We start from the raw sequence: 26415 nt of genomic DNA, 5'->3' as shown, positions 1-26415 counted from the left end.
AGACGGCCCTGGGCAAGGCGGTAAACTACTTGGCCAGCAACTGGAGCAGGCTGGTGCGCTACATCGAAGGCGGGCATCTACCGATCGACAACAACCGCGCCGAGAACGCCATCCGTCCCTTCGTCATCGGCCGCAAGAACTGGCTGTTCAGCGACACGCCCAAGGGTGCTACCGCCAGCGCGCAGATCTACAGCCTGATCGAAACTGCCAAAGCCAACGGGCAAGAGCCTTACGCCTGGTTGCGCCACATCCTTGAACGCCTGCCGACCGCCAGTAGCGTCGAGGATTACGAAGCGCTGCTGCCGTGGAACTGCTCGCCAGCTTCTGCCTCTGCTTCCTGAAAAAAACCGTCCGCTAGGACGGGGTTTATGGAGCGGTTACGAACGAACAGCCAAGATTGTTGCTGAGGTTGGAGACGTTTTTGACCAAGGCCGGAAGATCCTGGTGCTGACTGAGCGAACGGATCACCTCAACGCTATTGAGGAGCAGTTGGTCGGTCGGGTCGAGAACCTATTCACGCTGCATGGGCGGATGTCCAAGAAGCAACGCGCTGCGCTAATTGGCGAACTGGAAGCACTGCCAGCAGATGCCCCGCGTGTGATCCTAGCAACCGGGAAATTGGTTGGAGAGGGTTTTGACCACCCGGCACTGGATACCTTGGTACTGGCCATGCCGGTTTCCTGGAAGGGCACTCTCCAGCAGTATGCGGGCCGCCTGCATCGGGAACATGCGAGTAAGGCGGATGTGCGCATCATCGACTTCATCGATGCCGGGCATCCTGCTTTGCTGCGTATGTGGAGCAAACGCCAAGCGGGTTACAAGGCAATGGGCTATCGATTTTCTGATTCGTCCAGCTCAATGGAGCTGCTGGCAAAGGGTTAATGAGTCCTCAGACAGCCACCAAGCTTTCCGTCCGTCGGAGGTGGAAAGTGGCTGTTTCCTATGCGGTGGATTCGCCGTAATCTGAGCCGCATTGACAGCTTGTTAATCCAACCAAGCCCTTAGGCCGGTAGGTTGTATGACTGAAATGTAGTGCCGATGGCAGCTAGTTTCAGGTGCTTGAGGAAAATGACATTAATAGTGGTCATTTCTACAGAAAATGACACTTAATGTGGCTCAATCATGCCAATAATTGCGCCCAATTCTACCGTAAGTATTTGATTTATATAGAGTAGCGAATGACAGGTTTATCGCCCGTCGACAGCGCTTGTGCTGCTGAAGTAGAGTCAAACAAACCCCGGCCTGTGTGCCGGGGTTCTCATTTCAGCCTCTGTAGCAAAAAGCTTACACGGCAACGAGCAGAGGGCCTCTCCCCTTTCATGTGAGGCATGGCTAATCTACGCACACCTACCGGGAACTGGATGTCCCGAGTCATGGAAGACAGACCGCGCCAGGACGGCAAACGACAGGATGTCGGAAGGTCTTAAAAAACCCGCTTCGGCGGGTTTTTTGTTGCCTGCAGAAAAGTCTGGCGACGCTGAACGCCTTAGCAGGGCATGACTCAGGTCTTCCAGAAGAGAGCTGTTAGCCTTCCAGAAATCACCAGTAATCCGAGCCCTTCCCTCAGTCCGCCGTAGCCAGGACCTGCGTATTACGCCCGGCATGCTTGGCGCGATAGAGCGCGGTGTCGGCCTTGAGCAGCATGCCGGTGATGTCCTCGGCGACGGGGCTGGTGCTGCCGTAAACTCCGGCGCTAAAGCTCAAGGCGATGGTCTTGTCGTCGACCTGCGCCGGGTGCTGGGTCAGGGATTGGCGGAGCTGATCGACCAGCTCCAGCGCGCCGCTGGCGTCGGTGCCGGGCAGAATCAGCAGAAACTCCTCGCCACCATAGCGGCCGATGCTGTCGTTACGCCGCAGGCGCTGCTGAAGATGATCCGCGCAGTGCCTGAGCACGTCATCGCCGACCAGGTTCCGTGGCTGTCGTTGATCTGTTTGAAGTGATCCAGATCGAGCATGGCGATGGACAGCGGGGTAAGCGTGTCGCGCAGGGCGGTCTGGCGCAGCTCCGATTCGATGCGCTCGCGCGACAGCAGCACCAGGCCAAAGGAGAACATGATGATGGTGGCGGCGCCGAGGGCGACCGATACCGTCTGCTTCAGATTGCTGACGTCGTAGTGCATCTCTGCCGGAGCACCGCTGAGGATGACCACCAAACGAATGCCCAGGCCGAACAGGCTGATGCCTGCGCCGATCATCAGGATGCGATGGGCGCGCCCACCCTGCACGGCATGGAGACGGCTCAAACGCAGGATCACCAGGCATTGAGTGAACAGCAGCAGGCAGGCCACCAATTGGCAGGGTTCTTCGGTGTGGATCAGCAGGCTGAGCAAAGCGCCCAATAGCAGCGGGAAAGCGAAGGCCAGCCGCCATGGCGGGCGGCGGCCATGGATCAGCGGCAGGCTGACGGTATAGAACGCCAGCGCTGTGGACAGCAAGGTGTTGGCCAGCACATAGGTCAGCCACATCGAGGCCAGCCCGAACAGGGTAAAGCCGATGTAGGCCAGTGCATGGGAGAGCATGCCCAGCCCTGTGGTGAGCATGCCGTCGCGATGACGCAGTTGGCCAACCAAGATCAGACAGCTGCCCATGATCACGGCGACCAGCGCGACGGCTCCGAACAGTGTCTGGGTATGGGCGACCATATCGGCCTTCTGGTTCCTGGGGATTGCTTAACTCTAGTGCAATCCCATGCCGCATTGCTGGTGTTCGATCAGGCCCACCAGTAGCGCACCATGTGGAAGAACACCGGTGCGGCGAAACACACCGAGTCCAGGCGGTCGAGCATACCGCCGTGGCCTTCTATCATGTGGCCCCAGTCCTTCACCCCGCGGTCGCGCTTGATCGCCGACATCACCAGGCCGCCGGCGAAGCCGAGGATGCATACCAGCAGGGCGAACAGTGCGGCCTGCCAGAAGGCGAACGGCGTGATCCAGCACAGCATGGCGCCGATCAGCGTGGCCAGGGCTACGCCACCGACAAAGCCTTCCACGGTTTTCGAGGGCGAGAGATTCGGCGCGATCTTGTGTTTGCCGGCCAGCTTGCCGCAGACGTACTGCAGCACGTCGGAGAGCTGCACGACGATGATCAGCCAGGCTATCAGCAGCAGATTGCGCCCCTCGTAGCCGGGAATGTCCAGGGTCAGCAGCGCCGGTACCGAAGAGATGCAGTACACGGCGATCATCAACCCCCACTGCACCTTGGCCGCGCGCTCCAGATAGCGCGTGGTATCGCCGCCCAGCGAGGCGAGGATCGGCAGCAGCAGGAACAGGTAGACTGGGATGAAGATGGCGAACAGGCCGTACCAGCCCAGGGCGATCAGCAGGTATTGCATCGGCAGGGCGAAGTAGAAGGCAGCTACCAGTGCCGGGTAGTCGCTGCGCCGGGTCGGCGTCAGGGTCATGAACTCGCGCAGCGCATAGAAGGACACGAAGTAGAACAGCACGACGACGCCGACGTTGCCGAACAGGAAGGCGATGCCGATTACCAGCACCATCACCCACCAGGCATTGATCCGCGCGTTGAGGTTGTCGATCACCGGGTTGGGCTGATCGCCACTGCGCCGCTTGAGGACGAAGCCGACCAGGCTGGCCAGCAACAGCAGAGCACCGATACCGGCGAACAGCAGCAAAGTGTTGTTATCCATCTCAGGCCTCCTCGGGTGCTAGTGCCAGCAGGGCGTTACGTGCGCGTTCCAGGAAGGCATCTTTGCCCTCCCCCTCGATGGGCTCCAGTGCCGCACCGAAGCTCAGGGTGCACAGTAGCGGCAGCGGCAGCGCCCTGCCCTTGGGCATCACCCGGTTGAGGTTGGCTATCCACACTGGCACCAGCTCCACGTCCGGCCGCGCCTGAGCCAAGTGATAAAGGCCGCTCTTGAACGGCAGCAACGGCTCATCGCCGAGGTTGCGCGTGCCCTCGGGGAAGATGATCAGCGAGTCGCCACCGTCCAGCGCATCGAGCATCGCCTGCAGCGGGTTGGCCCCTTCCTCCTTGCGCTCGCGGTCAACCAGTACACCGTTGAACACCTTGTTGATCAGAAAGCTGCGCACCCCTGGCTTCTGCCAGTAGTCGGCGCCGGCCACCGGCCGGGTGCGCTTGCGCAGCTCCGGTGGCAGCGACGCCCAGAGCAGGACGAAATCGCCATGGCTGCTGTGGTTGGCGTAGTACAGACGTTGCGTCGCCTGCGCGGTGCTGCCGAGCCACAGGGCTCGGGCACCGGTCAGCAGGCGAGCCGCCGAGGTGATGGCGAAAGCGGTCAATGCAGCGAGCATGGCGACTCCTTAAGCGAAAACGATGAAGAACCCGAGTACTACGATGACGATCTGTAGCAGCAGACACAGCGCCTGTTTGCGCAGCAGGCCAAGTGCGCCCTGAGAACGAAGGCTCCAGCTGCGGCCAGCCTGCTGCGCATTCTGCAGGCCCAGATTTTGTAGGGCCTGATCCAGGGCGTGAGTCTGGCAGTCGAGCTGTTCGCCGGATTCGGCCAGGCGCTGAAACAGTTCGGCATCCAGCGCCACGCGCAACGCCCAGTATTTTTCGGCCAGGCCGGCGATCAGCAGCGACGCGCAGATCAGCGCCAACATCAGGCTCGCGGGGGCGCCAAGCCAAGGCGCCAGGCCAAAGACCACGGCGACCAGGCTCAGCGCGCTGGAGCAATGATCGAGGCTGCGCCCACGTCGCAACAGTGCCGCGACCAGCAACAGATCAGCCTGCATGAGCGACCTCCAGCCCCGGTTGTGCATCGACCATGGATTGCAGCGCGGCCAGATGCTGCGGGCCGAGCACGACCTGTGGCCGAGCCTGGCGGATCAGCTCTACGGCGGCCTCGACGTTTTGGCAGCGGCCACTGTGCAGTAGCCAGGCTGCCACGGCAGTGGCACTGCGCGAATAACCCAGGGCGCAGCACACCAGTAGCGGCCCATGATGACGCAGACGTTCGATGGCCTCGGCGGCGCGTTGGCAGGTCAGCGCATCGGGCGCTACCAGGTCCAGTGACGGCAGGCTGCAATAGGCTGGCGGCGTGCGTTGCAGCGGCAGTTCGGCGCAGAGGTCAACCTGGCTGGCAAACCCTTCGAGATCGTGCGGCGCAGGGAGTCGACCAAGATGGATGCCCTCGACCACCTGGCTGGGCTTTGGCCGGCGATAGGTCCACAGCCGCGAGTTGATCCAGGCACCGAGCAGATAGGGTGCGAGCAATACCGTAGCGGCCGGACTGAGGTGGCCGTCGGCTTGCTTCTGGAAGCCGGCAGCGCCAAATAGCAGGTAGTTGAGCGCGACCATCGCCAGGGCAACCGCCGGCCAGAACAGCCAAAGCCAGGCGCCGCTCAGCTTGACGGCCAGCACGGCGCATAGCGTTGCGCCAAGCCCGTAGCGCAGAGCCAGGCGCCAACGGCGCGGATCGCTGGCCAGGCGTATCTGCTTCAGCGGCGTAGCGCCCTGCAACGGTAGCAGCCACAGGCAGAAGAAGCCGGCCAGCGCCCCGGTGGGCACGTCGATGAAGTGGTGTTGCCAGGTGGTCAGCACCGAGATGCCGATCAGCGCCATCCACCCGTGCAGCAAGCCGCGCCAGAACAGCCCGCGGGTGTGATTGGCGAACATCGCCCAGATGATCACCAGCAGGGTGATATGCAGCGAAGGCGCCTGGTTGAAGGGTTTGTCGAAGCCCATCAACACGTCGAACATCAGGCCGAAGGTGCCGTCCAGAGGCGGCCGCTCGAATGTGAAGCGCAGCGGCCAGAGCAGGAAGCAGGCCACGCAGATGACTTGCGCGGCGAGCAGGCGCAGGGCGTGGCGATCCATCTCGCGGCGGCAGGCCGGTAACAGGAAGGACAGACCGTAGAGCAGGTCGATCGACCAGTACGGCACGATGGTCCAGGGCCAGAGCGGGATCTGCTGCTCCCAGGTGAAGACCAGGCTACCGACGTCATCGCGCAGCCCAGTGAACCAGTTGGCGAAGCCGTAGCTGGTGAAGAACAGCGGGCCGAGCACCAGCAGCCAGAGTACGCCGCGCTTCCACAATCCCTGTTCGCGCGCGCTGTCCATCACTTCACCCGTTGCGCCAGGGACACGCTGAAGATGCCCCATTGGTCGATGCGCTGGGCCACCTTGCGAAAGCCTGCAGCCTCGACCAACTGATCCATCTCCGCCTGGCTGCGCCGGCGCATGACCCAGGCCTGGCCATCGCGGTGGCTGGTCAGAGCACGGGCGATCAGCTCCAGTTGCGGGTGCCAGGGCTGGCCGGTGTAGACCAGGTAACCGCCCTCCTCGACCGCCGCTGCCAGGCCGGCCAGCGAATCACCGACCATCTGGTTGCTACCGAACAGTTCGTACAGGCCGGAGACCACCGCCAGGGTCGGCTTGGGATCCAGCGCGGCGAGATCGTCACGGTCGAAGGCATCGCCTTTGACGAAGCGGGCGATGTCGCCCAGGCCCTTCTGCTCGATCAGCGCATTGCCGTCACGCACATTGATGTCGCTGTAGTCACGCAGCAGGATCGCGTCGGGGCGCTGCTCCTGGCCTTCCAGCGATTCGAGGATGTAGCGACCGTGGCCGGCGGCGATATCGACGATGCGCACCGCCCTGTTCGCCTCACGCAGTTTGCTCATGGCCAGGCGCAGCAGCTCTTCGGCGTGCAGTTTGCGCTGACGAATGCCGCGCCAGCCGATGGAGTCCAGGTAGTTCTGGTCGATCAGTCGGCCCAGTGCGCCCTTGCCGGTCGGTTGGTTGCGGTAGACGTAATCGAGCGTACTGCCGGAATCGAAGCCGGTGTCGAAGCCCAGTTTTACCCCGGCCGAAAGCGTGCTGGCCAGGCGCATGCCGGCACGGGTGGCACGCCAGTAGAGGTCGCGCAGCGAGTTTTTTGGCAGCGGTGCGGCCAGCTCTTCGGCTTCGGCACAGGTGGCGCCCAGGCGATCAGCATCGAGCAGCGAGGGATGTGCCAGCGGCTCCTCGAAGTTGCGCAGGATAAAGCGCCGCGCGCGGCTCAGCGCGTGGGCGCGGTCGCGTTCACCCAGGGTGTCGTGGAAGAAGCCGGGCAGCAGGTGTTTTTCCTTGCGCAGGCTGCCGAGGCGCTCGAAGAAGTCTTCCTGCGGCTTGCGATGGACGACGAAGTCGGCGCCGGAGATCAGCAGCTGGGTTGGCACCTGGATCGCCTGGGCGTCGGCGACGACTCGGTCGGCTGCTTCGTACAGGCCGAGCAGCATGGTTACCGAGATCGGCCGGGCGATCAGCGAGTCGTTCTCGAAGGAGGCGATACGCTCGGGATCGTGGCTGAGGAACCTCGCCTTCACGTAACTGTTGACGAAGAAGTTGCCGCGCCAGGCGTGCATCAGCTTCAACCCGGGGCGGGCGAAGGGCACGTAGAGCTTGACCTTGAACGCCGGGGAGGCGAGCACCAGGCAGCGCACCTTGGGTGCGTAGTCGTGGGCCCAGGTGGAGATGATCACCGCGCCGACGCTCTGCGCCAGCACGGCCAGATCTTCTTCGGCGATGGCGTGCTGGCTGCCGATGTGCTCGATGAAGGTCTGCACGTCACGCACGCTGGTGGCGAAGCTCGGGCTGTCGCCGCGTGCACCGGGCGACAGACCATGGCCACGGGCATCCCAGGCGAAGAAGTCGCATTGCGGCAGATCCAGCTCGTCCACCAGGTGGGCCATGCGCCCGCCATGCTCGTGGCCGCGATGAAACAGCACCACGGCCTGGCGTGGGCCATCGGCAGGCGTCGTCGCCGGCCAGTGGCGGTAGCTCAGCTCGACGCCATCATGGGTACTGAACGTGTGCAGTTGTACGGGGCGCATGGAATCTCCTTATTCCGTAGGACAGCTCAGGCCACTTCGGCCAGGCCATGGCGAACGCGGTTGTAGAGGGTGTAGAGCAACAGGGCGAGGATCAGGCCCAGCAAAAGATTGATCCACAAGGCTGGCAGCAGGCCAGTGGCGACGCCAGCGCCGATCACGCCGAAGCAGAAGGCGCGGTCGCTCTTGCCCATCGGCCCGTCGTAGCGCCGGGAGGCGCCGACCATGGGCCCGAGTACGCCAGCGTATTCGCTGATCACCGCCAGCAGCACAACAACGATCACCAGCAGTGGCGAGACGCCTGCCTGAAGTGCGAAGGGCAGATACAGGGCACTGTCGGCGATCACGTCGCAGAGTTCGTTGAGGTAGGCGCCGAGCTTCGACTGCTGACCGAATTCGCGCGCGAGCATGCCGTCGACGGCATTCAAGGCCATGCGCAGCAGCATCCACAGGGGGATCAAGGCGAATAGCCAGGTGATGTGGCTGAATGCAGCGAGCAGGGCGCCGAGCAGCACGGAGACCACGGCCGCGGCCAGGGTCACCTGGTTGGCGGTGACGCCACGGGCATGCAGGCGTTCGACGCCTGGGCGCAGCAGGTTCTGGAAAGCCGGTTTGAGTTGGTAGATCGACGGCATGGCAGCGAATTCCCTTTCGTGTCCCATCTTCGGCCATTGCCGCGGGCAAGACTGTGAACCCGTCGTGGTAGAGGCGGATTTATCGGCGGCATGTAGCCGCCGGAAGGCCAATAGCAGTCAGGCGTGAGCCACAACTTATACCCTGTTACGGGATTTTCCTAGCGCAGTGGATTCGCCAGGAAAATCAGTCAGATACGAGCGATGATGGCGCTTTTCTTGCATTTGACGCACAGCTTATCCACAGATCAGACGGTTTCGCCTAGCCGGCTCAGTTGCGGCTCTTCGCCGCGCAGTTCGGTCTGTTGCTGGCGTACCCACTGGAAGGTGCGCTCGTTGAGCTCGGCGATGGCACGCGGGCCCTCGCCTTCGGCGTACATCGGTGCGCCGATGATCACCTGAACCGTTCCCGAGCGCTTGGACCAACCGACCTTGGGCCAGAACTCGCCGGCGTTGTGCGCGATGGGCAGCACCGGCAGGCCGGTATTCACCGCCAGGGCGGTACCGCCGCGGGAGAACTTGCCGATCTGGCCCGGCGGAATCCGCGTGCCTTCGGGGAACACCAGTACCCAGGCGCCCTGCTTGAGGCGCTCATCGCCCTGCTTGGCCAGCTGCTTGAGCGCGGCTTTGGGGTTGCTGCGGTCGATGGCGATGGGCTTGAGCAGGGCCATGCCCCAACCGAAGAACGGTACGCGCAGCAGCTCGCGCTTGACCACCTGCGACAGTGGCTCGAAGAAGCCGCAGAGGAAGAAGGTTTCCCAGGTGCTCTGGTGGTTGGCGAGGATCACGCAGGGGCGCTCGGGAATGTTCTCTACACCGCGCACTTCATAGCGGATACCGACGATCACCTTGGCCAGCCACACGGCGCAGTTGCACCAGGCCTGTACGACGAAGCGGTAGCGCTGGCGGAACGGCAGCAGCGGTGCGACCACCAGGCTGATCAGGCACCAGAAGAACGAGCTGGACGACAGCAGCAGGTAGAAAAGCGTGACTCTGAATGCCTGCACTAGCGCCATGAACCTTCACACCTTATGAGAGCAGTTGATCGGCGACAGCCGCCAGATCATCGAATACCAGGGTTCCTGGCGGCAGAGGCTTGGCCAGGGTTCGCTCGCCCTTGCCGGTTTTCACCAGCACAGGCTGACAATCGACGGCCAGCGCGGCCTGCAGGTCACCGCTGGTATCGCCGACGAACCAGATTCCTGCCAGTTCCGCGGCGTAGTGCGCAGCGATCTGCTCGAGCATGCCCGGTTTCGGTTTGCGGCAGTCGCAGCCGTCATCCGGCCCATGCGGGCAATGCACGATCAGACCGACCTCACCGCCCTGCTCCGCCACCAGCTGGCGCAGGCGCGCGTGCATCGACTCCAGGGTCGCCAGGTCGTAATAGCCACGGGCGATACCGGACTGGTTGGTGGCCACGGCCACCGTCCAGCCCGCCTTCGACAGGCGTGCGATGGCGGTGATCGACGAGGGGATCGGAATCCACTCGTCGAGTGTCTTGATATAGGCGTCGGAGTCTTGGTTGATGACACCGTCGCGGTCGAGGATCAGTAGTTTCATTCAGTCGTTTCAGAGTCTGCCGTAGGAGCGAGCTCTGCTCGCGAACGCTTTCGCGCGCGGAGCTTGCTCCTACGAAGGCCTTAGCCCAGTACCGAGATGTCCGCCACACCGAGGAACAGCCCGCGCAGGCGGGCCAGCAAGGCGTACCGGTTGGCGCGCACCTTGGCGTCCTCGGCATTAACCAGCACCGCCTCGAAGAAGGCGTCCACCGGCTCGCGCAGGCTGGCCAGCTTGGCCAGGGCCTCACTGTACTGACGCGCAGCGGCCAGCGGTTGTACCGCATGGTCGGCCTGCTGGATGGCGGCGTGCAGGGCGAACTCGCTGGGGTTGTCGAAGTAGTGCGCCTCGACCTGGGCGGCGACGCCACCCTCGGCTTTGCTCAGCAGGTTCGATACGCGCTTGTTGGCGGCGGCCAGGGCAGCGGCTTGCGGCAGCTTGCGGAAGGCCTGCACGGCCTGCACGCGCTGGTCGAAGTCCAGCGGCGAGGTCGGATTCACCGCACGCACGGCCTGGTACACGGCGACTTCGATGCCTTCGTCTTCGTAGCGCGCACGCAGACGGTCGAAGATGAACTCCAGCACCTGAGCTGCCAGACCGTCGCTCTTGATCTTGCCGGCATACTGGGCGACGGCGAAGTCGACCGCAGTGGCCAGGTCCAGATCCAGGCCCTTTTCGATCAGGATGCGCAGCACACCGAGGGCGGCGCGACGCAGGGCGTACGGGTCCTTCGAGCCGGTCGGCAGCATGCCGATGCCGAAGATGCCGACCAGGGTATCGAGCTTGTCGGCCACGGCCACGGCAGCGCCGGTGAGGGTGCTCGGCAGTTCGGCACCGGCACCGCGCGGCATGTACTGCTCGTTCAGGGCCAGGGCGACGTCCTGCGGCTCACCGTCGTTGAGCGCGTAGTAGTAGCCGGCGATGCCCTGCATCTCGGGGAATTCACCAACCATCTCGGTGGCCAGGTCGCATTTGGACAGCAGACCGGCGCGGGCGGCGCGCTGGGCGTCGCCACCGACTTCGCGGGCGATGAAACCGGCGAGCGCCGATACGCGCTGGGCCTTGTCGAATACCGAACCCAGCTGGGCCTGGAACACCACGTTGGCCAGGCGCTGGTTGAAGTCTTCGAGCTTCTGCTTCTTGTCCTGCTTGAAGAAGAACTCGGCGTCGGTCAGGCGCGGACGCACGACTTTCTCGTTGCCGGAGACGATCTGCGCCGGGTCCTTGGACTCGACGTTGGCCACGGTGATGAAGCGTGGCAGCAGCTTGCCGTTCGCATCGAGCAGGCAGAAGTACTTCTGGTTGTCCTGCATGGTGCTGATCAGCGCCTCCTGCGGCACCTCGAGGAAGCGTTCCTCGAACGAGCAGACCAGCGGCACCGGCCATTCGACCAGGGCGGTGACTTCATCCAGCAGCGCCGGCGGCACGATGGCGGTGCCGTTCTCGGCGGCGGCCAGTTCGTCGACGCGGCGGCTGATGATCTCGCGGCGCTCGGCGAAATCCGCCAGCACGTAGGCGCTGTGCAGGTCTTCGGCGTAGCTGGCCGGGCTGCTGATGCGCACATCGTGGTTGGCGTGGAAGCGGTGGCCGCGGGAGACGCGACCGGCTTTTTGCGCAAGGATCTCGCAGTCGACCACGGCGTCACCGAACAGCATCACCAGCCACTGGGTCGGGCGCACGAATTCGTCGCGGCGTGCGGCCCAGCGCATACGCTTGGGAATCGGCAGGTCGTTCAGCGAGTCCTGCACGATGGTCGGCAGCAGGTTCACCGCCGGCTGACCAGGGATGTGCTGGGCGAAGCGCAGTTTCGCCCCGCTGCGGTCGATCTCGGCGATGTCCACGCCGCACTTGCGGGCGAAGCCCAGGGCAGCCTGGGTCGGGTTGCCGTCGGCATCGAAGGCAGCCTGGATGGGCGGGCCGTCGAGGTTCATGCTGCGGTCGGCCTGCTGCTCTTCGAGCTGCTCGATCAGCACCGCCAGGCGGCGCGGCGCTGCATACACGCGGCTGGCGGTGTAGCCCAAGCCGGCGCCCTTGAGGCCTTTCTCGATACCGGCGAGGAAGGCGTCACCGAGGCTTTTCAGCGCTTTCGGTGGCAGTTCTTCGGTGCCCAGTTCGACCAGGAAATCTTTCGCACTCATGCTTGCGCCTCCAGCTTGGCCAGTACTTCGTCACGCAGTTCGGGGGTGGCCATGGGGAAGCCGAGCTTGGCGCGCGCCTGCAGGTAGCTCTGCGCTACCGCACGGGCCAGGGTGCGCACGCGCAGGATGTACTGCTGACGCGCGGTCACCGAGATGGCGCGGCGGGCGTCGAGCAGGTTGAAGGTGTGCGAGGCCTTGAGCACCATTTCGTAGGTGGGCAGCGGCAGCTCCAACTCGATCAGGCGGTTGGCTTCGCTCTCGTAGAAGTCGAACAACTCGAACAGCTTCTCGACGTTGGCGTGCTCGAAGTTGTAGGTGGACTGCTCCACCTCGTTCTGGTGGAACACGTCGCCGTAGGTCACGGTGCCGAACGGGCCGTCGGTCCAGATCAGGTCGTAGACCGAGTCGACGCCCTGCAGGTACATGGCCAGGCGCTCCAGGCCGTAGGTGATCTCGCCGGTCACCGGGTAGCACTCGATGCCACCGACCTGCTGGAAGTAGGTGAACTGGGTGACTTCCATGCCGTTGAGCCAGATTTCCCAGCCCAGACCCCAGGCGCCGAGAGTCGGCGATTCCCAGTTGTCTTCGACGAAGCGGATGTCATGCACTTCCGGATCGAGGCCGATGGCCCTCAGCGAACCCAGGTACAGCTCCTGGAAGTTCTCCGGGTTGGGCTTCAAGACCACCTGGAACTGGTAGTAGTGCTGCAGGCGGTTGGGGTTTTCGCCATAGCGGCCGTCGGTGGGACGACGCGAAGGCTGCACGTAGGCGGCGTTCCAGGTCTCCGGGCCGATGGCGCGCAGGAAGGTGGCGGTGTGGAAGGTGCCGGCGCCCACTTCCATGTCGTAGGGTTGCAGCACCACGCAGCCCTGCTCGGCCCAGTAGTTCTGCAGGGCCAGGATCAGGTCCTGGAAGGTGCGCACGGCAGGCTTGGTCTGGCTCACGAAAAAATCACCTGTGGAGGCTTGCGAGGGAAAGCCGGTGAGTATATCGAAACTCGGCGCAGGCCGCAGGGTACGGCACATCGGCATCATTCAAGTCGTATGTGGCTGTATTTATATCCAGTTATTTTGCCGCTATAGTCGTCGCTTCGACCCCGACCGAGGCCTACCGCCATGCCCCGCTGCTTCTGGTGTACCGACGATCCGCTGTACCAGGCCTATCACGACGAGGAATGGGGCGTGCCGCAGCGCGATGCCAGTCATCTGTTCGAGATGCTGCTGCTCGAGGGCGCGCAGGCCGGCCTGTCGTGGATCACCGTGCTGAAGAAGCGCGAGCGTTATCGCCAGGTGCTGCACGGGTTCGATCCAGAACGTCTGGCGCGTTTGAGCGATGAGGAAATCGAGGCGCTGATGCAGGATCCAGGGATCATCCGCAACCGCCTCAAGCTCAAGGCCGTGCGGCAGAACGCCCAGGCCTGGCTGAAGCTGGACGACCCGGTAACGCTGCTCTGGTCGTTCGTTGGCGGCGTGCCGAAGATCAACCACTTCAGCGACCGTAGCCAGATGCTGGCGGTGACGCCTGAGGCTGAGGCCATGAGCAAGGCGCTGAAAAAGGCCGGTTTCACCTTCGTCGGGCCGACCATCTGCTATGCCTTCATGCAGGCCACGGGTATGGTGATGGACCACACCACCGACTGCGACCGCTATGCGCAACTGAAGGGCTCATGACCACCATCACCACGCTGGATGAATTGCAGGCGCTGTACGGCGAAAGCCACGAGCGCTCGCGGCGCAAGGAGTTGCCGCGGCTTATCGAGCCCTATCGCGCGCTGATCGAAGCCTCGCCCTTCGTGGTGTTGGCGAGCGTTGGCCCGGATGGCCTGGATTGCTCGCCGCGTGGTGATGCGCCGGGCTTCGTGCAGATTCTCGACGACCAGACCCTGCTGCTGCCGGATCGCCCCGGCAACAACCGCATCGACAGCCTGCGCAATATCGTGCTCAACCCGCAGGTGGCGCTGCTGTTCCTGATTCCGGGCGTGGGCGAGAGTCTGCGGGTCAACGGCCGTGCCGAAATCTCCCTCGACCCCGAGCTTCTGGAACTGGGCCGTGCCCAGGGCAAGCTGCCGCGCAGCGTGCTGCGCATCCATATCGATACCTGCTACTTCCAGTGTTCCAAGGCGGCGCTGCGCTCGGGCCTGTGGGATGCCTCGCGTCAGGTCGAACGCGCCAGCCTGCCGAGCGCGGGCGATATCTTCCGCTGCATCTATGAGGAATTCGACGTCGAGGCCTACGAGCGCGATCTGCAACAGCGGCTGCGGACGAGTCTTTACTGACTTAGCTGGCCCTGGTCGTCACGCCTTGTCTTGCCTGCCTCACCAACGGTTTTGAACGTCCTGTTAAACTGGGCGCTTTGCAGAAACGCTTGGAGTCTCTCGTGGAAAAACTCAAGGGCGCCCTGGTGGTCGGGTTCCTGCGTCTGTTCGCACTACTGCCCTGGCGCGCCGTGCAGGCCTTGGGCAATGCCATCGGCTGGCTGATGTGGAAGCTGCCGAACAGCTCGCGCGACGTGGTGCGCATCAACCTGGCCAAGTGCTTCCCGGAGCTGAGCGAGGCCGAGCGCGAAAAGCTAGTCGGGCAGAGCCTCAAGGACATCGGCAAGACCCTGACCGAAAGCGCCTGTGCCTGGATCTGGCCAGCGCAGAAATCGCTCAAGCTGGTGCGTGAAGTCGAAGGCCTGGAAGTACTGCAACAGGCGTTGGCCTCGGGCAAGGGCGTGGTCGGTATCACCAGCCACCTGGGCAACTGGGAAGTGCTCAACCATTTCTACTGCAACCAGTGCAAACCGATCATTTTTTATCGCCCGCCGAAGCTCAAGGCGGTTGACGAACTGCTGCAGCAGCAGCGCGTGCAGATGGGCAACCGTGTCGCACCGTCGACCAAGGAAGGCATCCTCAGCGTCATCAAGGAAGTGCGCAAAGGCGGCGCCGTGGGTATCCCGGCCGACCCGGAGCCGAGCCGTTCGTCGGGCGTGTTCGTGCCCTTTCTCGGTACCACCGCGCTGACCAGCAAGTTCGTGCCGAACATGCTCACTGGTGGCAAGGCGGTCGGTGTGTTCCTGCATGCGCTGCGCCTGCCGGATGGCAGCGGCTACAAGGTGATCCTCGAGGCGGCCCCCGAAGGGATGTACAGCGAGAACGTCGAAGAAGGCGTGGCGGCGATGAGCGAAGTGGTGTCGCGTTACGTGCGCAACTACCCGAGCCAGTACATGTGGAGCATGAAGCGCTTCAAGAAACGCCCGGATGGTGAGGCCAAGTGGTACTGAAGCTGTTTCGCCCATCTCTTGCTGATGCGGTCGCGGCCAGGTTCTAGCAGGCTGTTGAAAAACTACCTGCGTTGGCAATACTGCGTTAAAAACGGCCTCAAAATGCTCATTTACAGCACGTAAACTGCGCTTTTTCGGCCGTTTTTGCCTTGTCTTGCCTGCCTCGCCTACGTTTTTCAACGGCTTGCTAGAGTTCCAGCTCCAGTCGCCGGGCCGCGAAGCCGTCCAACTGCCCCTCCAGCAGTAACTGGCGAATCGAGGGGCCGAGCAGATCCTGGCGGCCGTCGAGCATCTGCACGGGCCCCCATTGGTCAGCGCAGTCTACGAAGCGTTGATGATTAGCGCTGACAGCCTCCAGGATGCGCTTGTCCTGGCGCAGTACTACGCCGAATAGCGGCCGCATCAGCAGGCGTTTCAGCCAGCCGGGTAGCCAGCCGCGGCGGCTGGCGATACGAGCGATTACCTGCAGATGACCGGTTTCGGCGGGAACGAGCCAGGCGCTGATCAGCAGCGAGAGCCGGCCGCGAGCGTCGCGGTATTCGATTTCCGCCAGCCCCGGCAAGCGGAAGCGGCCGAAGCTCTCGCCGCGACTGCCTTCGAACAGCCGCGAGATCAGCCCGGTTTGTAGGCTCTCCTCGCTGTAACGTGCTTCGACCCCATCTTCCAGTGCGCGGATATCGGCGATCACTCGCTGGCGCTTGCTGTCGCGGCGAATCCAGCCGGCGTGCACGAAGTGCGTATGGAAGGCGTCAAGGAAGTTCTCCGCCGCTTCTTGCAGGCTGCAACGCACCTTGTCGTGCATCCAGAACAGATCCAGTCCTTCCTGCGTGGCGCTACAAGGCAATGTTGGTGCAGGCAGCGTGGCGTCGCGTACCCATATAAGACCATGGGACTCCAGCGTCTGCAGCGGTTGCAGCAGAGCGGCGCTGCTGCCTTCATCGAGGCTGCCCGGGGCACGGGTGCACTGTCCGGCACCGTCGAAACGCCAGCCGTGATAGGGGCATTCGACTACGCCGTCGCGCACGCAGCCGGCGCTAAGCGGCGCGAAGCGATGTGGGCAGCGATCCGGCAATGCTGCGGGACTACCGTCACTCTCGCGAAACAGGACCAGCGGCCGGCCGTGGAGCACGCGCGCCAGCGGTTGGCGGGTGCCGAGCTGCTGGCTTGTCGCCAGTGGCCACCAGTACGCCAGTGGCTGGTCAGTCGGGTTCATAGTTTCAGTTTCCTCATCAGCGGCACACCCAGCCCCTGCAGGAGCGCGGCCAGGGTGCGCCAGACCAGGCGCTGGCGCAGCGGCAGATGGGCGATATGCACCATGCTGTATTCGATCTGTGGCTGGCCACCGCGCAGACGCTTGAAGTGCGCAGCACCGGAGCTGAAGTTGAGCAGCATGCAGCGTTTGGCCGCCTCCTCCAGGCACAGCCGGGTCAATTGGCGGTAGAGCCCGGCACGCTGTGGCAGCGCGGTGTCATAGCCGACGATGGGCGCGCTGAGCACGCTGTCGCTGGCGAACCAGCCGGCGACCCCATCAATGCGCCCGCAGGCCGCGCGCAGCACGCGCAGTTCGAGCCAGCCATCACGCAGGCCCTGTTCCAGCCAGGCGGCGCTGTAGTGCGGGTTCAGGGTGCTGTATTTGTCCAGATAGAGCAGGTTGTAGAGCGCTTCGACGCGCTCGAACTCCCCGTCCACCAGGGTTTCGCCCGTCTCGATCCGGTAACCGCTGCGCCGCAGCAGCGAGGCATCGAGCCGACAATTGTGGTGACGCAGATAAGCGCTGTCGGCGCCATCGCTGCCATCGAACAGATACACCTGGCGGCTCGGCACGGCGAGATAGCCGAGCGCATCAAGGCGTTTCAGCAATGCGCCGTTGCTCACCGGGTTGAGTGAGCGAAAACCGAAAACATGCGTGGGAAAACGCTGGCGCAGGTGCGCCGTCAACTCATCCAGACCTTGGCCTTGCCAGTCCGAGGGATACAGATTGGTCGACAGCAGCCAGTTGTTGACCTGCACGATGCGATCGATACGGGCGCTGCGGAGCAGATACTCGACGCCAGCGACCAGCGGCTTCAGCAGGTTTGCCAGCAGCCGACTGGGCAGGCGCCGCAACTCGTCACGGGCATAGCCGCTGTAGGCGGTCAGTGGTGAGACCACATAGCAGTTGTCGGCCTGCTCGCCACCGTGGTTGATCGATACCGGCATCTGCCACTGGCCCAGATCGAGCAACTGCAGTTCGCAGAGCAGGTTGCCGATTCCGCGTTCGGCATGCTCGCGTACGTAACGCACCGCAGCGCTGTCGAGTTGTGCCAGTTGCGGATCGTCGGCAGCCAACAGCTTCATGGGTTCGGCGCTCCATCGAGCGGCTGGCCGTCCCATTCGATATCCGCGGTCGAGGCCGCCAGCAGGCCGCGCCGGCGCAGCAGTGCGCGCATGGCGATCTCGCCGACGCCTAGCAACTGGGCTGCCAGCGGGCCGAGGTCGCCGTCACGCAGGATCACGTCGCGCGCCGCGCGATAGTCGCTCCAGAAAGCGCGGCTGGCGAGATGGCGTGGCGCGCCGATCAGCAGCATCGCCAACGCCACCATGCGTGGCGACGGGCTGGACAGAAGTGGCTCGCAGGCGTTGTTCAGGACGTTCACCAGCGCGGTGGGCTGGTCGTCGAACAGGTGGATGCCGCTGGTTGCGCGTGGGTTGCATTCGAGGACGTGGAAGCGCCCGTCGGCGTCGGCGATGAAGTCGAAACCGACCTGGCCGCTGTAGCCGGTGGCCTGGCCGAACGCCTCGATAAAAGTCCGCACGGCAGCAGGCTGTACGGGCTGGAAGTAGATGCCGGAGCCACGCCCGACACGATACAGCGGGCGGTAGCAGGCATGCGCGCGTAATTGGCCGTTTACCAGCAGGCTGAAGCTGCAGTGTTCGTCGCCGGCGATGAAGCGCTGCGCCACCCAGGGCTGCTCAGGGGTTGGACGTAACGCCTCGACCGCGCGCGCATCCGGGCGAATCAGGGTGCGTGAGGCGAAGCGCGAATACGCCGGTTTGTACACCCAGTTGCGACTCTCTCCGGCGAGGGCGAGACAGTCTTCGTGCCCCTGCAGCAGACGTGTCTCAGGCGCTTCCACCTGCCAGCCACGGGTCATCTCGGCGAAACGCCCCTTGTGATGCAGGCGGTGCAGCAGTTCGAAATCGCTGGTCAGCACCCGGCACAGCGGTGTCAGTTGTGGCAAGCCATGGGCCAGGTAGAAGACTTCCTCGCAGGTCGGCACGATCAGATCGATAGCGTCCTGGCGGATGCGCTCGGCCAATGCCTCGATCCAGGCTTGCGGGTTGCTGCGGGGTTCCGGCAGGCGGATGAAGTGGTCTACCGCCCTGCTTGAGCGAGCCAGCGGCCAGGCCAGCGAGTCGCCGACGCTGACTGTCCAGCCGTTGGCGGCGAAGGCCCGTGCCCATTCCAGGCAAGCCGGCGCACGCGCGCCGAGGATCAGAACGTGCATGGCGCTCCCTCAGGTTTACGTTGCAGCAGCAGGCGGCGGCGCTTGGCACCGGGTGTATCTGGCAGCCAGTCGCTGATGTGCAGCGTTGCGGGTTGTACCTGCTGCTGTTGAAAGAATGTCGCCAGCGCTTCGCGCAAGGCGGCTTCTGCCGCTACCCGCTCTTCTGCCTGCAGTTGCAGATGCCAGTCCATGCCATCCTGGCAAATACGCCACTGCTCCAGTTGCGCAGCTGCAGTGGCGACAGCACGGCGTAGCAGGTCGGGATAGAGCGGACGCAGGCCGCTGCCATCCAGCGCCGGCAGCCAGAAGACTTCATCGGCACGGCCTTCGATGGCCGCTAAGGTGCGTTCGGCGCGGCCGCAGGGGCACGGTGTCGGCGCCAGTTGCAGAATGTCGTTGAGGCGATAGCGAACGATGATCTGCGTGGTACGCGAGAAGTCGGTGATCAGCGGCTGGAAGCGGCGCTGCTCCTGGTCCAGCCATTCGGGTTCGATCAGCAGGTGGGTTTCGTTCAGGTGCAGGTTGCCACGCTCGCAGCTGTAGCCGAGAAAGCCTTCGCTGGCCTGGTAGATCTGCGCCGGGCGGCGGCCGAAGGCGTGCTCGATGCGCTGCGCGTCTTCTTCCTCAAGGACTTCGGCGACCGATACCAGATGCTCTGGGGCGATGTGCAGGCGCCCGGCCAGATGCGCGTCGGCCAGAGCGCGCAGCACCGTGGCTGGCGCCACTAATACATGCGGTTGCTGACGTTCGAGCTCGCCCAATGCGGCGTCCAGGCCAAGCAGCAGGTCATGAAAGGCGAAATCGATCCGTCGGCTGGACAGCGTGGTGTACAGCCGGCTGTTGGCGCGCAGGAAGAAGGCTATGCGCAGTGGCTCTCGCCATGGCAGCAAGTGACCGAGCAAGCGTGTCGGCAAGGTGCGCGCCAGCAGGGTGCCGGCCCAGCGTTCGCGTTCCTCACGGCCGACCAGAAAGACCCCGCGATGACCGGATGTGCCGCTGGAAAGGCCGACGGTCAGTTCGCCTAACAGCGGGCTGAAATCCCGCGAATGCTCTGCTTGCAGCGCAACATCCAGAGCAGCCTGCAGCTCGATATCCCGGCTGTTGCAGGCGCTGAATTCATTCATCAACAGCGCCTTGTCCATCTCCGGCCAGTACTCCAGCGGCTGGCCGCGAAAGGCGCGCAGGCGCGGCGCCTGTGGCGCAGTTTCACGTAGAAAATGCTGTAGTTGGCGCGCTTGCCAGACCTCCAGGCGGCGTCGGTCGGAGAAGCGCAGCCGCCAACGGCTGTGGATAAAACTGCCGGCAACGCGTAGCACGCTGCGCAGCCGTTCAAGGCCGTGCATGAAAGACCTCCGCGGCCACTTCGCAGTGCGATGGCAGGATCAACAGCGAGGGTTCGCGCCGGGCCAGTTCGCCGACGGCGGCGAAGGTCTTGCGATAGGCTCGAACGCCACTATTACTGAACCATTGCGTCGGCGCCGGTGGCAGGCGACCTTCACGACAGGCGGGAAGCGAATAGCAGGCGTCCGCCACCAGCAGCAGCGGTCCGCTACTGGCATCGGGGATGCACAGACCGAGTTGGCCGTGGCTATGGCCGGGCAGCGCGACGCCGAGCAGGTTGCCATCGCCGAACAGGTCGAAGCCATTTGTGAATGGCGCCATCCATGCTGGCAGTGACCGCTGTGGGTAATTGTCAGCCTGTTCCAGACGCGCGGGAAAGTCGTCCGGTAGCAGGCCCGGCAGGCGTCCCTGCAACGTTGCCCGCCAGCGTTTGCCGCGTAGCGCCAGCACATGCTCGCTCTCGGCGCGCAGGGCGATGAAGCGCGCCTGCGGAAAGTCGCGCAAGCCGGCAACGTGGTCGCCGTGATAGTGCGAGATGATCACCGCGGTGATCTCCTCGCAGCGGATACCTCGCGCGGCGAGCTGCGCCGACAAGCACTCTTCGGCAGGGAGATTCACTGGTAACAGGCTGCCGTAGAGGCGTTCGGGAAAGTCGGCGGTGGCCTTGAGAAAGTGCGGCGCATAGCCGGTGTCGTAGAGCATCCAGCCGCGTGTCGGGTGGCGCAGCAGGGCGCAGTACGACGGGAAATCCACCTGTTGCAACCCTGCTCCGCGCGCGGCCATGCAGGCCAGGTGGCGGCAACTGCCGACCCGTAGCCAGTCGACTTCGACCGCCGTACTCATTGATTGCGCTCCAGCCACCAGGCCGCGTGGCGGCGAATGCCTTCTTCGAGATCGATGGTGGGCCGCCAGCCCAGCTCGCGGCGGATCACCGAGGTATCCAGGGTCTGGCTGAAGGCGAGTACGCCAGCGCTGTAGCGGGTCAGCAGCGGTTCCTCGCCATTGCGCAGATGCGCACCAGTTTCAAGCAGACGGGCGACGCCGGACACCAGTGGCCAGGGCAGCCGGCGAGTGCGCAGCGGCAACGCGAACGCCGTGGCGACGCGCTCCAGCAGATGATCAAGGCGGATCGGTTCAGCGTTGCTGACGTTGTACAGGTTGTAACGACGCGGCAACGGCTGGGTCAGGCCGAGCCAGATGGCATCGACCAGATTGTCGATATAGGTCAGATCGAGTTCGGCCCGCCCGCCGCGCATCAGCGGGATCGCGCCACGGCGCATTACGCGCAGCATGCGTGGCATCAGCGTGGCGTCCCACGGGCCGAATACGGCGCGCGGACGCAGCACCACAGTTTGCGCGACATCGGCTTTGCGCAGCAGCACCTCGGCCATGCCCTTGGTTTGCGCATAGCGGTTCACCGGTGGCGGCAAAGGGTCGCTCTCGCGCACGCCGATACGATCCTGGAAGTCGAAGTACAGACTCGGGGTCGACAGATGCATCAGGCGCTCGACGCCATGCGTACGGCAGGCATGAATCACCTCTTCGGTCGAGGCGACATTGGCGCGCTGAAATGCCTCGGCGCTGCCCCAAGGCGCCGATAGCGCCGCGCAATGCACCAGAGCATCGGCGCCCCGGGCCGCCTCTGCCAGCGCTGCACGTGCCTGTGGAGTGCCGTGCTCGATAGGTAGAAAACGCATCGCGGCCGGAGCGTGGCGCAGTACTTCGTCGGCAGCGTCTTGGCTACGACCGCTGAACACCACCTCGCAACCCTCTGCGGCCAGACGCCAGGCGATATGCCGGCCAACGAAGCCGGTACCGCCGGTGAGCAGAATCTTCATTCCAGCTCCAGCAGCATGCCGCCGAGCGAAAGCCCGGCACCCGTGCCGAGCAGCAGCACGCGCTGACCGGAGCGGATGCGCCCGTCGCGCAGGCCGATATCGAGGGCGGTCGGCAGCGAAGCGGCGACCTGATTGCCGTACTCGGCAAAGATGTCGATCACCTGCTCGGTCGCAAAGCCCAGCCGCTTGCGCAGGTGCTCCATCGCCAGATGGCTGGCCTGGTGTGGAATCACGCGGTCGATCTGTGCCTGCTGCAAACCCGCTTCGTCGAGCAGGGACTGCAGAAATCCCGGCAGATGGGTCGAGGCCAGGCGGAAAACCGCTTTGCCCTGCATGGCGAAACGACTCAGGGCGGCGAAGTTCTCGTCGCCGCGCGAAGGGTGGTGACGCGAGCCGCCCGCGGCAATCTGGCAGAGTGTGGCGCCTTCGGAATAGGTGCGTAGCTGTGCAGCGAGGATATTCAGGCGTAGCCCATCGGCGTCGCGCCCAAGCACCGCAGCGGCGGCGCCGTCACCGAAGATCGCGGCACTGTGCAACTGCTGCCAGTCGAGCCCGCAGGACGCGATATCGGCGCAGACCAGCAGCACCCGACGATAACGGCCGGCAACCAGTGCCCAGGAAATCTGATCCAGAGCGGCGATAAAACCCAGGCAACTGGCATTGATGTCGAAGGCCGGGATACCGCTAGAACCGAGACCAAGCTCGCGGTGGATGAGCGCTGCGTTGCAAGGCATGCCCTGATCCATGGTGCCGCTGGCGGCGATCACGCAGTCGAGCTGGTCGGCAGTCAGGCCAGCGGCTTGTAGTGCCTGTTGCGCGGCCTGTGCGGCAAGGCCGGCGGCGCTATCTTCGGCGGCGGCTACGGCGCGGCTACGTACGCCACTGATGCGCTCGACACTGCCATTGGGTAGACCGAGCGAATGGTCGATGTCGCAGCTTGTCAGGCGCCGCTTTGGCAGGGCATGGCCGCTACCGAGAAGTGTCAGGGCGCGGCGCGGTAAAGAGTCGATCAGCATGCACAATCCATTGTTCAGGCATCGGTGATAGCCCTGCATGATGAACCAGCGAGGCGTTTACGCCTACCATGCAAGTTAGGCAACAGCGTATTTTCGTGCGCCATGGCGCCCTTTTCGGCGCTCTCTACAGCGGTATTGCCTTCGTTTACAGGCGTGTCGGTGAGCGATTGCTCAGCGCTGCTCACAGGTGGCGGGTAGGCCATAACGCGGCGTGCGCCTCAGAAGGATTTTGGTAACCGATTGGCACCTTTTTTCCGCCACATGCTGGGCGCTTGCGCACTAATGCGCTATTAAAGGCGACATTGCTCGTCCATTTATGGAGCCGTCATGCCGAACCAGCGCCAGCAGGTGCGTACCCCGATGAAGTGCCGGATCAAGATCAGCCACCCCAGCTTCGGCGAGCTGCTGGCGCAGACTCGTGACCTGTCCGATAGCGGTGTTTACGTGAAGCACCCGGACATGGTCAGCTTGTCGGTCGGCACCGAAGTGATCGGCCAGGTACAGGATCTGCCTTTCCCTGCGCCGGTATTGAAGATGGAAGTGATGCGCGTGGATGCTGAAGGGGCGGGCTTGCGTTTTCTCGGCGAGGCCTGAACCGCGCCAGACAATCCGGACCTGCGTCAGGAATGTTTCGAAGCTGCGGAACATTTTGTTACATCTACACTCTGATCTAGGCCTCACTCCGAGGTGGCGTCCATCAGAGGCGTTTTCGACATGAGTCGAGCGGTACCCGAACTTCCCGCTGAAAGCGCAGGCGCGCCAGATCTTCCTCCCTCTCCCCAATCCGGCTGGCTGCAACGCAACCGACACCTGATCGGCCTCGGCCTTTCGCTGCTGTTGTTCGGCCTGGCGCTGGTCGCCTGCTGGCATCTGGTGCGTGAAATCAACCCGGATCAGGTGCGCGAATCGCTGGCCGCTGTGCCGTCGCAGGCACTGCTTGGTGCTCTGCTGGCCACCGTGCTGGGTTTTGCGGTGATGCTCGCCTACGAGTGGTCGGCCAGTCGTTACGCCAACGTTCAGTTACCGCCGTCGACTCTGGCGCTGGGCGGTTTCTGCGCTTTTGCCATCGGCAATGCCGTGGGCCTGTCGGCATTGTCCGGTGGTTCGGTGCGCTATCGCCTATACGGGCGCAATGGGCTGAGCGCGGGCGATGTGGCGCGCATGAGCCTGTTCGCCAGCCTTTCGTTGGGTGTCAGCCTGCCGATTCTCGCGGCATTGGCGGCTCTGTTCGATCTCGCGGATGCCTCGGCTGCGCTGCGCCTGTCCGAGCCTGTGCTGGCAGTGTTCGCCGTTGCGATACTGCTCGCGGCACTGGTGGTGGGGCTGCTGGTTAGCCGGAAACGCCTGGCCGAGCGCCCCGCGCCTGGCTGCTGGCAAATCGATCTGGGCCGCTTCAGTCTGCGTCTGCCCGGTTTGCGCATGAGCCTGACGCAGCTGTTGATCAGCAGTCTCGACGTACTGATCGCTGCCAGCGTGCTGTATCTGCTGCTGCCCGAGGCGCCGCCTTTCTCCTCCTTCGTGTTGATCTACATGCTGGCACTGGCAGCTGGCGTGCTCAGCCATGTGCCGGGCGGTGTCGGGGTGTTCGAGGCGGTGCTGCTGGCGGCCTTTTCCTCGCGTATCGACCCGGCCGGGCTGGTAGCGGCCATGCTTCTCTATCGCCTGCTCTACGTGATTTTGCCGCTGGTGGCGGCTGGGCTCCTGCTGCTGGCCGCCGAGGCGCGTCGTCTGTGGTTCCCGCGGCAGGTGGCGCGCATGGCCAGTGGTATGGCGGTACCCCTGCTGGCGCTGCTGGTGTTCTGCGCTGGCGCGGTGCTGTTGTTCTCCGGGGTGACGCCGACCATGGACGAACGCTTGGAGGCGTTGGGTTTCCTCATGCCGCCGCAACTTGTGGCGGCCTCGCACCTGGCGGCCAGCCTGGTCGGCACGCTTTGCCTGCTGTTGGCGCAAGGGCTGCGCCGGCGCCTGTCGGCGGCCTGGGCACTGACCCTGGTGCTGCTCTGCCTGGGCGTGGTGTTGTCACTGCTCAAAGGTTTCGACTGGCCGGAGGCTTTGGCCCTGGCCGCCATCGCCGGTTTGCTGGCGCTGTTTCGCCGTGAGTTTTACCGACGTAGCCGGTTGATGGACGTGCCTGCCTCCGGCCTGGTACTGGCGGCTACGGCCGGGGTGATCGGCGCTTCGGTCTGGCTACTGTTGTTCGCTTATCAGGATGTCGCCTACAGCCATCAGCTGTGGTGGCAGTTCGAGCTGGATGCCAATGCCCCGCGCGGTCTGCGTGCTGCGTTGGGCAGTGCCCTGGTGTTGCTGGCGGTCAGCCTGACTTGGCTGCTGCGCGCTACGCCGCCGAGCATCAGCCTGCCGGACGGGGACGCGTTGCTGCGCGCTCGCGCCATCGTCCAGGCCTCGCGTCAGCCTGAGGGTGGCCTGGCACTTAGCGGCGACAAGGCGCTGCTGTTCCATCCCGATAGCGAAGCCTTCCTCATGTACGCCCGTCGTGGGCGCAGCCTGGTGGCACTGTTCGACCCGATCGGTCCACCGGCTGCGCGTGCCGAGCTGATCTGGCAGTTCCGCGACCTGTGCGACCGCCACCATGCGCGGCCGGTGTTCTATCAGGTGCGCGCGGAGAACCTGCCCGGCTATATCGATATCGGCCTGACCGCGCTGAAGCTCGGTGAAGAGGCGCTGGTGGATCTGAAGACCTTCGACCTGGCCAGCAACGGCAAGGAGATGAAGGCGCTGCGCTACACCTGGAACCGTGGTCAGCGCGACGGCCTGAGCCTGGAGTTCCACGCTCCCGGTCAGGTGCCGATGGAGGAGCTGCAGGCGATTTCCGATGCCTGGCTGGAGGGCAAGAACGTGCGCGAGAAGGGGTTTTCCCTGGGCCGTTTCAGCCCCGAATACCTGGCGTATTTTCGTGTCGTGGTGGTGCGTTTCGAGGGGCGTGCGGTGGCCTTCGCCAACCTGCTGGAATGCGAAACGCGCGCGGTGGCCAGCCTCGACCTGATGCGCGTGTTGCCGGATGCGGCGAAGTCGACCATGGAATTTCTCATGCTTGGCCTGATCCAGCAGTTTCAGAGCGAAGGCTATGCGCGCTTCAGCCTCGGCATGGTGCCGCTGGCCGGCCTGCAGACGCGCAAGGGTGCGCCGCTGCCGCTGCGTCTCGGCGCGCTGGTGTTCGACCGTGGCGAGAACTTCTACAACTTCCAGGGCCTGCGCCGTTTCAAGGACAAGTTCCTGCCGCAGTGGGAGCCGCGTTACCTGGCCGTGCCGGCCGGGCTCGACCCTTGGGTGGCATTGGCCGACACCGCCACGTTGATCGCGGGCGGCCTGGGTGGACTGGTGAGGCGTTGA

General features: G+C 64.0%; 23 protein-coding genes and 2 pseudogenes. 7 read left to right on the top strand and 18 right to left on the bottom strand.

Annotated elements, in window-relative coordinates:
* Together ACNFCJ_RS17285 and ACNFCJ_RS17280 are read left to right on the top strand one after the other, a co-directional pair.
* Positions 1 to 341: IS66 family transposase (locus ACNFCJ_RS17285; RefSeq protein WP_416772649.1), on the top strand; the 341-nt coding region annotated here is incomplete at its 5' end.
* A 31-nt stretch (positions 342 to 372) separates the two neighbouring features.
* Positions 373 to 882, top strand: a pseudogene (locus ACNFCJ_RS17280) (DEAD/DEAH box helicase); the annotation flags it as partial.
* Between the two features lie 681 nt (positions 883 to 1563).
* Here the strand turns inward: ACNFCJ_RS17280 and ACNFCJ_RS17275 are convergent.
* From ACNFCJ_RS17275 to glyQ, 11 genes and pseudogenes are all read right to left on the bottom strand, one after another.
* Positions 1564 to 2642: pseudogene (locus tag ACNFCJ_RS17275) on the bottom strand (diguanylate cyclase).
* 68 nt (positions 2643 to 2710) lie between these two features.
* Positions 2711 to 3643 carry a phosphatidate cytidylyltransferase gene (locus tag ACNFCJ_RS17270; RefSeq protein WP_074938678.1) on the bottom strand — a complete coding sequence of 311 codons (933 nt, stop codon included), beginning with the start codon at positions 3641 to 3643 and terminating at the stop codon, positions 2711 to 2713.
* A gap of 1 nt (position 3644) precedes the next feature.
* Positions 3645 to 4268 carry a lysophospholipid acyltransferase family protein gene (locus ACNFCJ_RS17265; RefSeq protein WP_416772648.1) on the bottom strand — a complete coding sequence of 208 codons (624 nt, stop codon included), beginning with the start codon at positions 4266 to 4268 and terminating at the stop codon, positions 3645 to 3647.
* Between the two features lie 9 nt (positions 4269 to 4277).
* The gene (locus ACNFCJ_RS17260; protein WP_416772646.1) at positions 4278 to 4712 is read right to left on the bottom strand and encodes a hypothetical protein; all 435 of its coding nucleotides are present in this window, start codon (positions 4710 to 4712) and stop codon (positions 4278 to 4280) included.
* The gene (locus tag ACNFCJ_RS17255; protein WP_416772645.1) at positions 4702 to 6039 is read right to left on the bottom strand and encodes a phosphatase PAP2/dual specificity phosphatase family protein; all 1338 of its coding nucleotides are present in this window, start codon (positions 6037 to 6039) and stop codon (positions 4702 to 4704) included. Before ACNFCJ_RS17255 ends, ACNFCJ_RS17260 begins: the two co-directional genes overlap by 11 nt.
* Positions 6039 to 7793: a bifunctional alpha/beta hydrolase/class I SAM-dependent methyltransferase gene (locus ACNFCJ_RS17250; protein WP_416772644.1), complete on the bottom strand. Its 1755-nt coding sequence runs from the start codon at positions 7791 to 7793 to the stop codon at positions 6039 to 6041. The genes ACNFCJ_RS17255 and ACNFCJ_RS17250 overlap by 1 nt, the downstream gene beginning before the upstream one ends.
* 26 nt (positions 7794 to 7819) lie before the next feature.
* Positions 7820 to 8425: a CDP-alcohol phosphatidyltransferase family protein gene (locus ACNFCJ_RS17245; protein WP_416772643.1), complete on the bottom strand. Its 606-nt coding sequence runs from the start codon at positions 8423 to 8425 to the stop codon at positions 7820 to 7822.
* A gap of 245 nt (positions 8426 to 8670) precedes the next feature.
* Positions 8671 to 9438, bottom strand: coding sequence for a lysophospholipid acyltransferase family protein (locus ACNFCJ_RS17240; protein WP_416772642.1), 768 nt, complete (start codon positions 9436 to 9438; stop codon positions 8671 to 8673).
* 13 nt (positions 9439 to 9451) lie between these two features.
* Positions 9452 to 9982 (bottom strand): D-glycero-beta-D-manno-heptose 1,7-bisphosphate 7-phosphatase, encoded by a 531-nt coding sequence (gene gmhB, locus ACNFCJ_RS17235; protein WP_416772640.1) that lies wholly within the window; start codon positions 9980 to 9982, stop codon positions 9452 to 9454.
* Positions 9983 to 10062: 80 nt separating this feature from the next.
* Positions 10063 to 12117, bottom strand: coding sequence for a glycine--tRNA ligase subunit beta (gene glyS / locus ACNFCJ_RS17230; RefSeq protein WP_416772638.1), 2055 nt, complete (start codon positions 12115 to 12117; stop codon positions 10063 to 10065).
* Positions 12114 to 13061, bottom strand: coding sequence for a glycine--tRNA ligase subunit alpha (gene glyQ, locus ACNFCJ_RS17225; RefSeq protein ID WP_179543435.1), 948 nt, complete (start codon positions 13059 to 13061; stop codon positions 12114 to 12116). The genes glyS and glyQ overlap by 4 nt, the downstream gene beginning before the upstream one ends.
* A 171-nt stretch (positions 13062 to 13232) precedes the next feature.
* Here glyQ and ACNFCJ_RS17220 point away from each other — a divergent pair, with 171 nt between their 5' ends.
* The 3 genes from ACNFCJ_RS17220 to ACNFCJ_RS17210 all read left to right on the top strand — a co-directional run bounded on the left by ACNFCJ_RS17220 (position 13233) and on the right by ACNFCJ_RS17210 (position 15381).
* The gene (locus ACNFCJ_RS17220; RefSeq protein WP_416772636.1) at positions 13233 to 13787 is read left to right on the top strand and encodes a DNA-3-methyladenine glycosylase I; all 555 of its coding nucleotides are present in this window, start codon (positions 13233 to 13235) and stop codon (positions 13785 to 13787) included.
* Positions 13784 to 14392, top strand: coding sequence for a pyridoxamine 5'-phosphate oxidase family protein (locus ACNFCJ_RS17215; RefSeq protein ID WP_416772635.1), 609 nt, complete (start codon positions 13784 to 13786; stop codon positions 14390 to 14392). The genes ACNFCJ_RS17220 and ACNFCJ_RS17215 overlap by 4 nt, the downstream gene beginning before the upstream one ends.
* Positions 14393 to 14493: 101 nt before the next feature.
* Complete coding sequence (locus ACNFCJ_RS17210) at positions 14494 to 15381, top strand: lysophospholipid acyltransferase (protein ID WP_416772634.1); 888 nt, start codon at positions 14494 to 14496, stop codon at positions 15379 to 15381.
* Between the two features lie 187 nt (positions 15382 to 15568).
* Here the strand turns inward: ACNFCJ_RS17210 and ACNFCJ_RS17205 are convergent, their stop codons facing one another.
* Genes ACNFCJ_RS17205 through ACNFCJ_RS17175 form a run of 7 tightly spaced genes read right to left on the bottom strand, consistent with a single transcriptional unit; the run spans position 15569 to position 23064 of the window.
* On the bottom strand, positions 15569 to 16594 hold the full coding sequence (locus tag ACNFCJ_RS17205; protein ID WP_416772632.1) for a Rieske 2Fe-2S domain-containing protein: 1026 nt from the start codon (positions 16592 to 16594) through the stop codon (positions 15569 to 15571).
* The gene (locus tag ACNFCJ_RS17200) at positions 16591 to 17718 is read right to left on the bottom strand and encodes a GNAT family N-acetyltransferase (protein WP_416772630.1); all 1128 of its coding nucleotides are present in this window, start codon (positions 17716 to 17718) and stop codon (positions 16591 to 16593) included. The genes ACNFCJ_RS17205 and ACNFCJ_RS17200 overlap by 4 nt, the downstream gene beginning before the upstream one ends.
* Positions 17715 to 18869, bottom strand: coding sequence for an ATP-grasp domain-containing protein (locus tag ACNFCJ_RS17195; protein ID WP_416772628.1), 1155 nt, complete (start codon positions 18867 to 18869; stop codon positions 17715 to 17717). The genes ACNFCJ_RS17200 and ACNFCJ_RS17195 overlap by 4 nt, the downstream gene beginning before the upstream one ends.
* The gene (locus ACNFCJ_RS17190) at positions 18857 to 20212 is read right to left on the bottom strand and encodes a F390 synthetase-related protein (protein ID WP_416772627.1); all 1356 of its coding nucleotides are present in this window, start codon (positions 20210 to 20212) and stop codon (positions 18857 to 18859) included. Before ACNFCJ_RS17190 ends, ACNFCJ_RS17195 begins: the two co-directional genes overlap by 13 nt.
* Positions 20199 to 21053: an MBL fold metallo-hydrolase gene (locus ACNFCJ_RS17185; protein ID WP_416772626.1), complete on the bottom strand. Its 855-nt coding sequence runs from the start codon at positions 21051 to 21053 to the stop codon at positions 20199 to 20201. The genes ACNFCJ_RS17190 and ACNFCJ_RS17185 overlap by 14 nt, the downstream gene beginning before the upstream one ends.
* A complete protein-coding gene (locus ACNFCJ_RS17180; protein WP_416772624.1) occupies positions 21050 to 22048 on the bottom strand; it encodes an NAD-dependent epimerase/dehydratase family protein in 999 nt (332 codons plus the stop codon). Before ACNFCJ_RS17180 ends, ACNFCJ_RS17185 begins: the two co-directional genes overlap by 4 nt.
* Entirely contained in the window at positions 22045 to 23064 is a 1020-nt protein-coding gene (locus ACNFCJ_RS17175; protein ID WP_416772622.1) for a 3-oxoacyl-[acyl-carrier-protein] synthase III C-terminal domain-containing protein, read from the bottom strand. Before ACNFCJ_RS17175 ends, ACNFCJ_RS17180 begins: the two co-directional genes overlap by 4 nt.
* Positions 23065 to 23391: 327 nt before the next feature.
* Here ACNFCJ_RS17175 and ACNFCJ_RS17170 point away from each other — a divergent pair, with 327 nt between their 5' ends.
* Together ACNFCJ_RS17170 and mprF are read left to right on the top strand one after the other, a co-directional pair.
* Positions 23392 to 23658 carry a PilZ domain-containing protein gene (locus tag ACNFCJ_RS17170; RefSeq protein WP_179575017.1) on the top strand — a complete coding sequence of 89 codons (267 nt, stop codon included), beginning with the start codon at positions 23392 to 23394 and terminating at the stop codon, positions 23656 to 23658.
* A gap of 120 nt (positions 23659 to 23778) precedes the next feature.
* Positions 23779 to 26415, top strand: a complete 2637-nt coding sequence (gene mprF / locus ACNFCJ_RS17165; protein ID WP_416772620.1) for a bifunctional lysylphosphatidylglycerol flippase/synthetase MprF — start codon at positions 23779 to 23781, stop codon at positions 26413 to 26415.

Source organism: Pseudomonas sp. NY15364, assembly GCF_048068235.1.
Taxonomy (GTDB): Bacteria; Pseudomonadota; Gammaproteobacteria; order Pseudomonadales; family Pseudomonadaceae; genus Aquipseudomonas; species Aquipseudomonas mendocina_D.
Note: the sequence above shows the minus strand (reverse complement) of the source record. Positions and strands in the feature narration are given on the sequence as shown.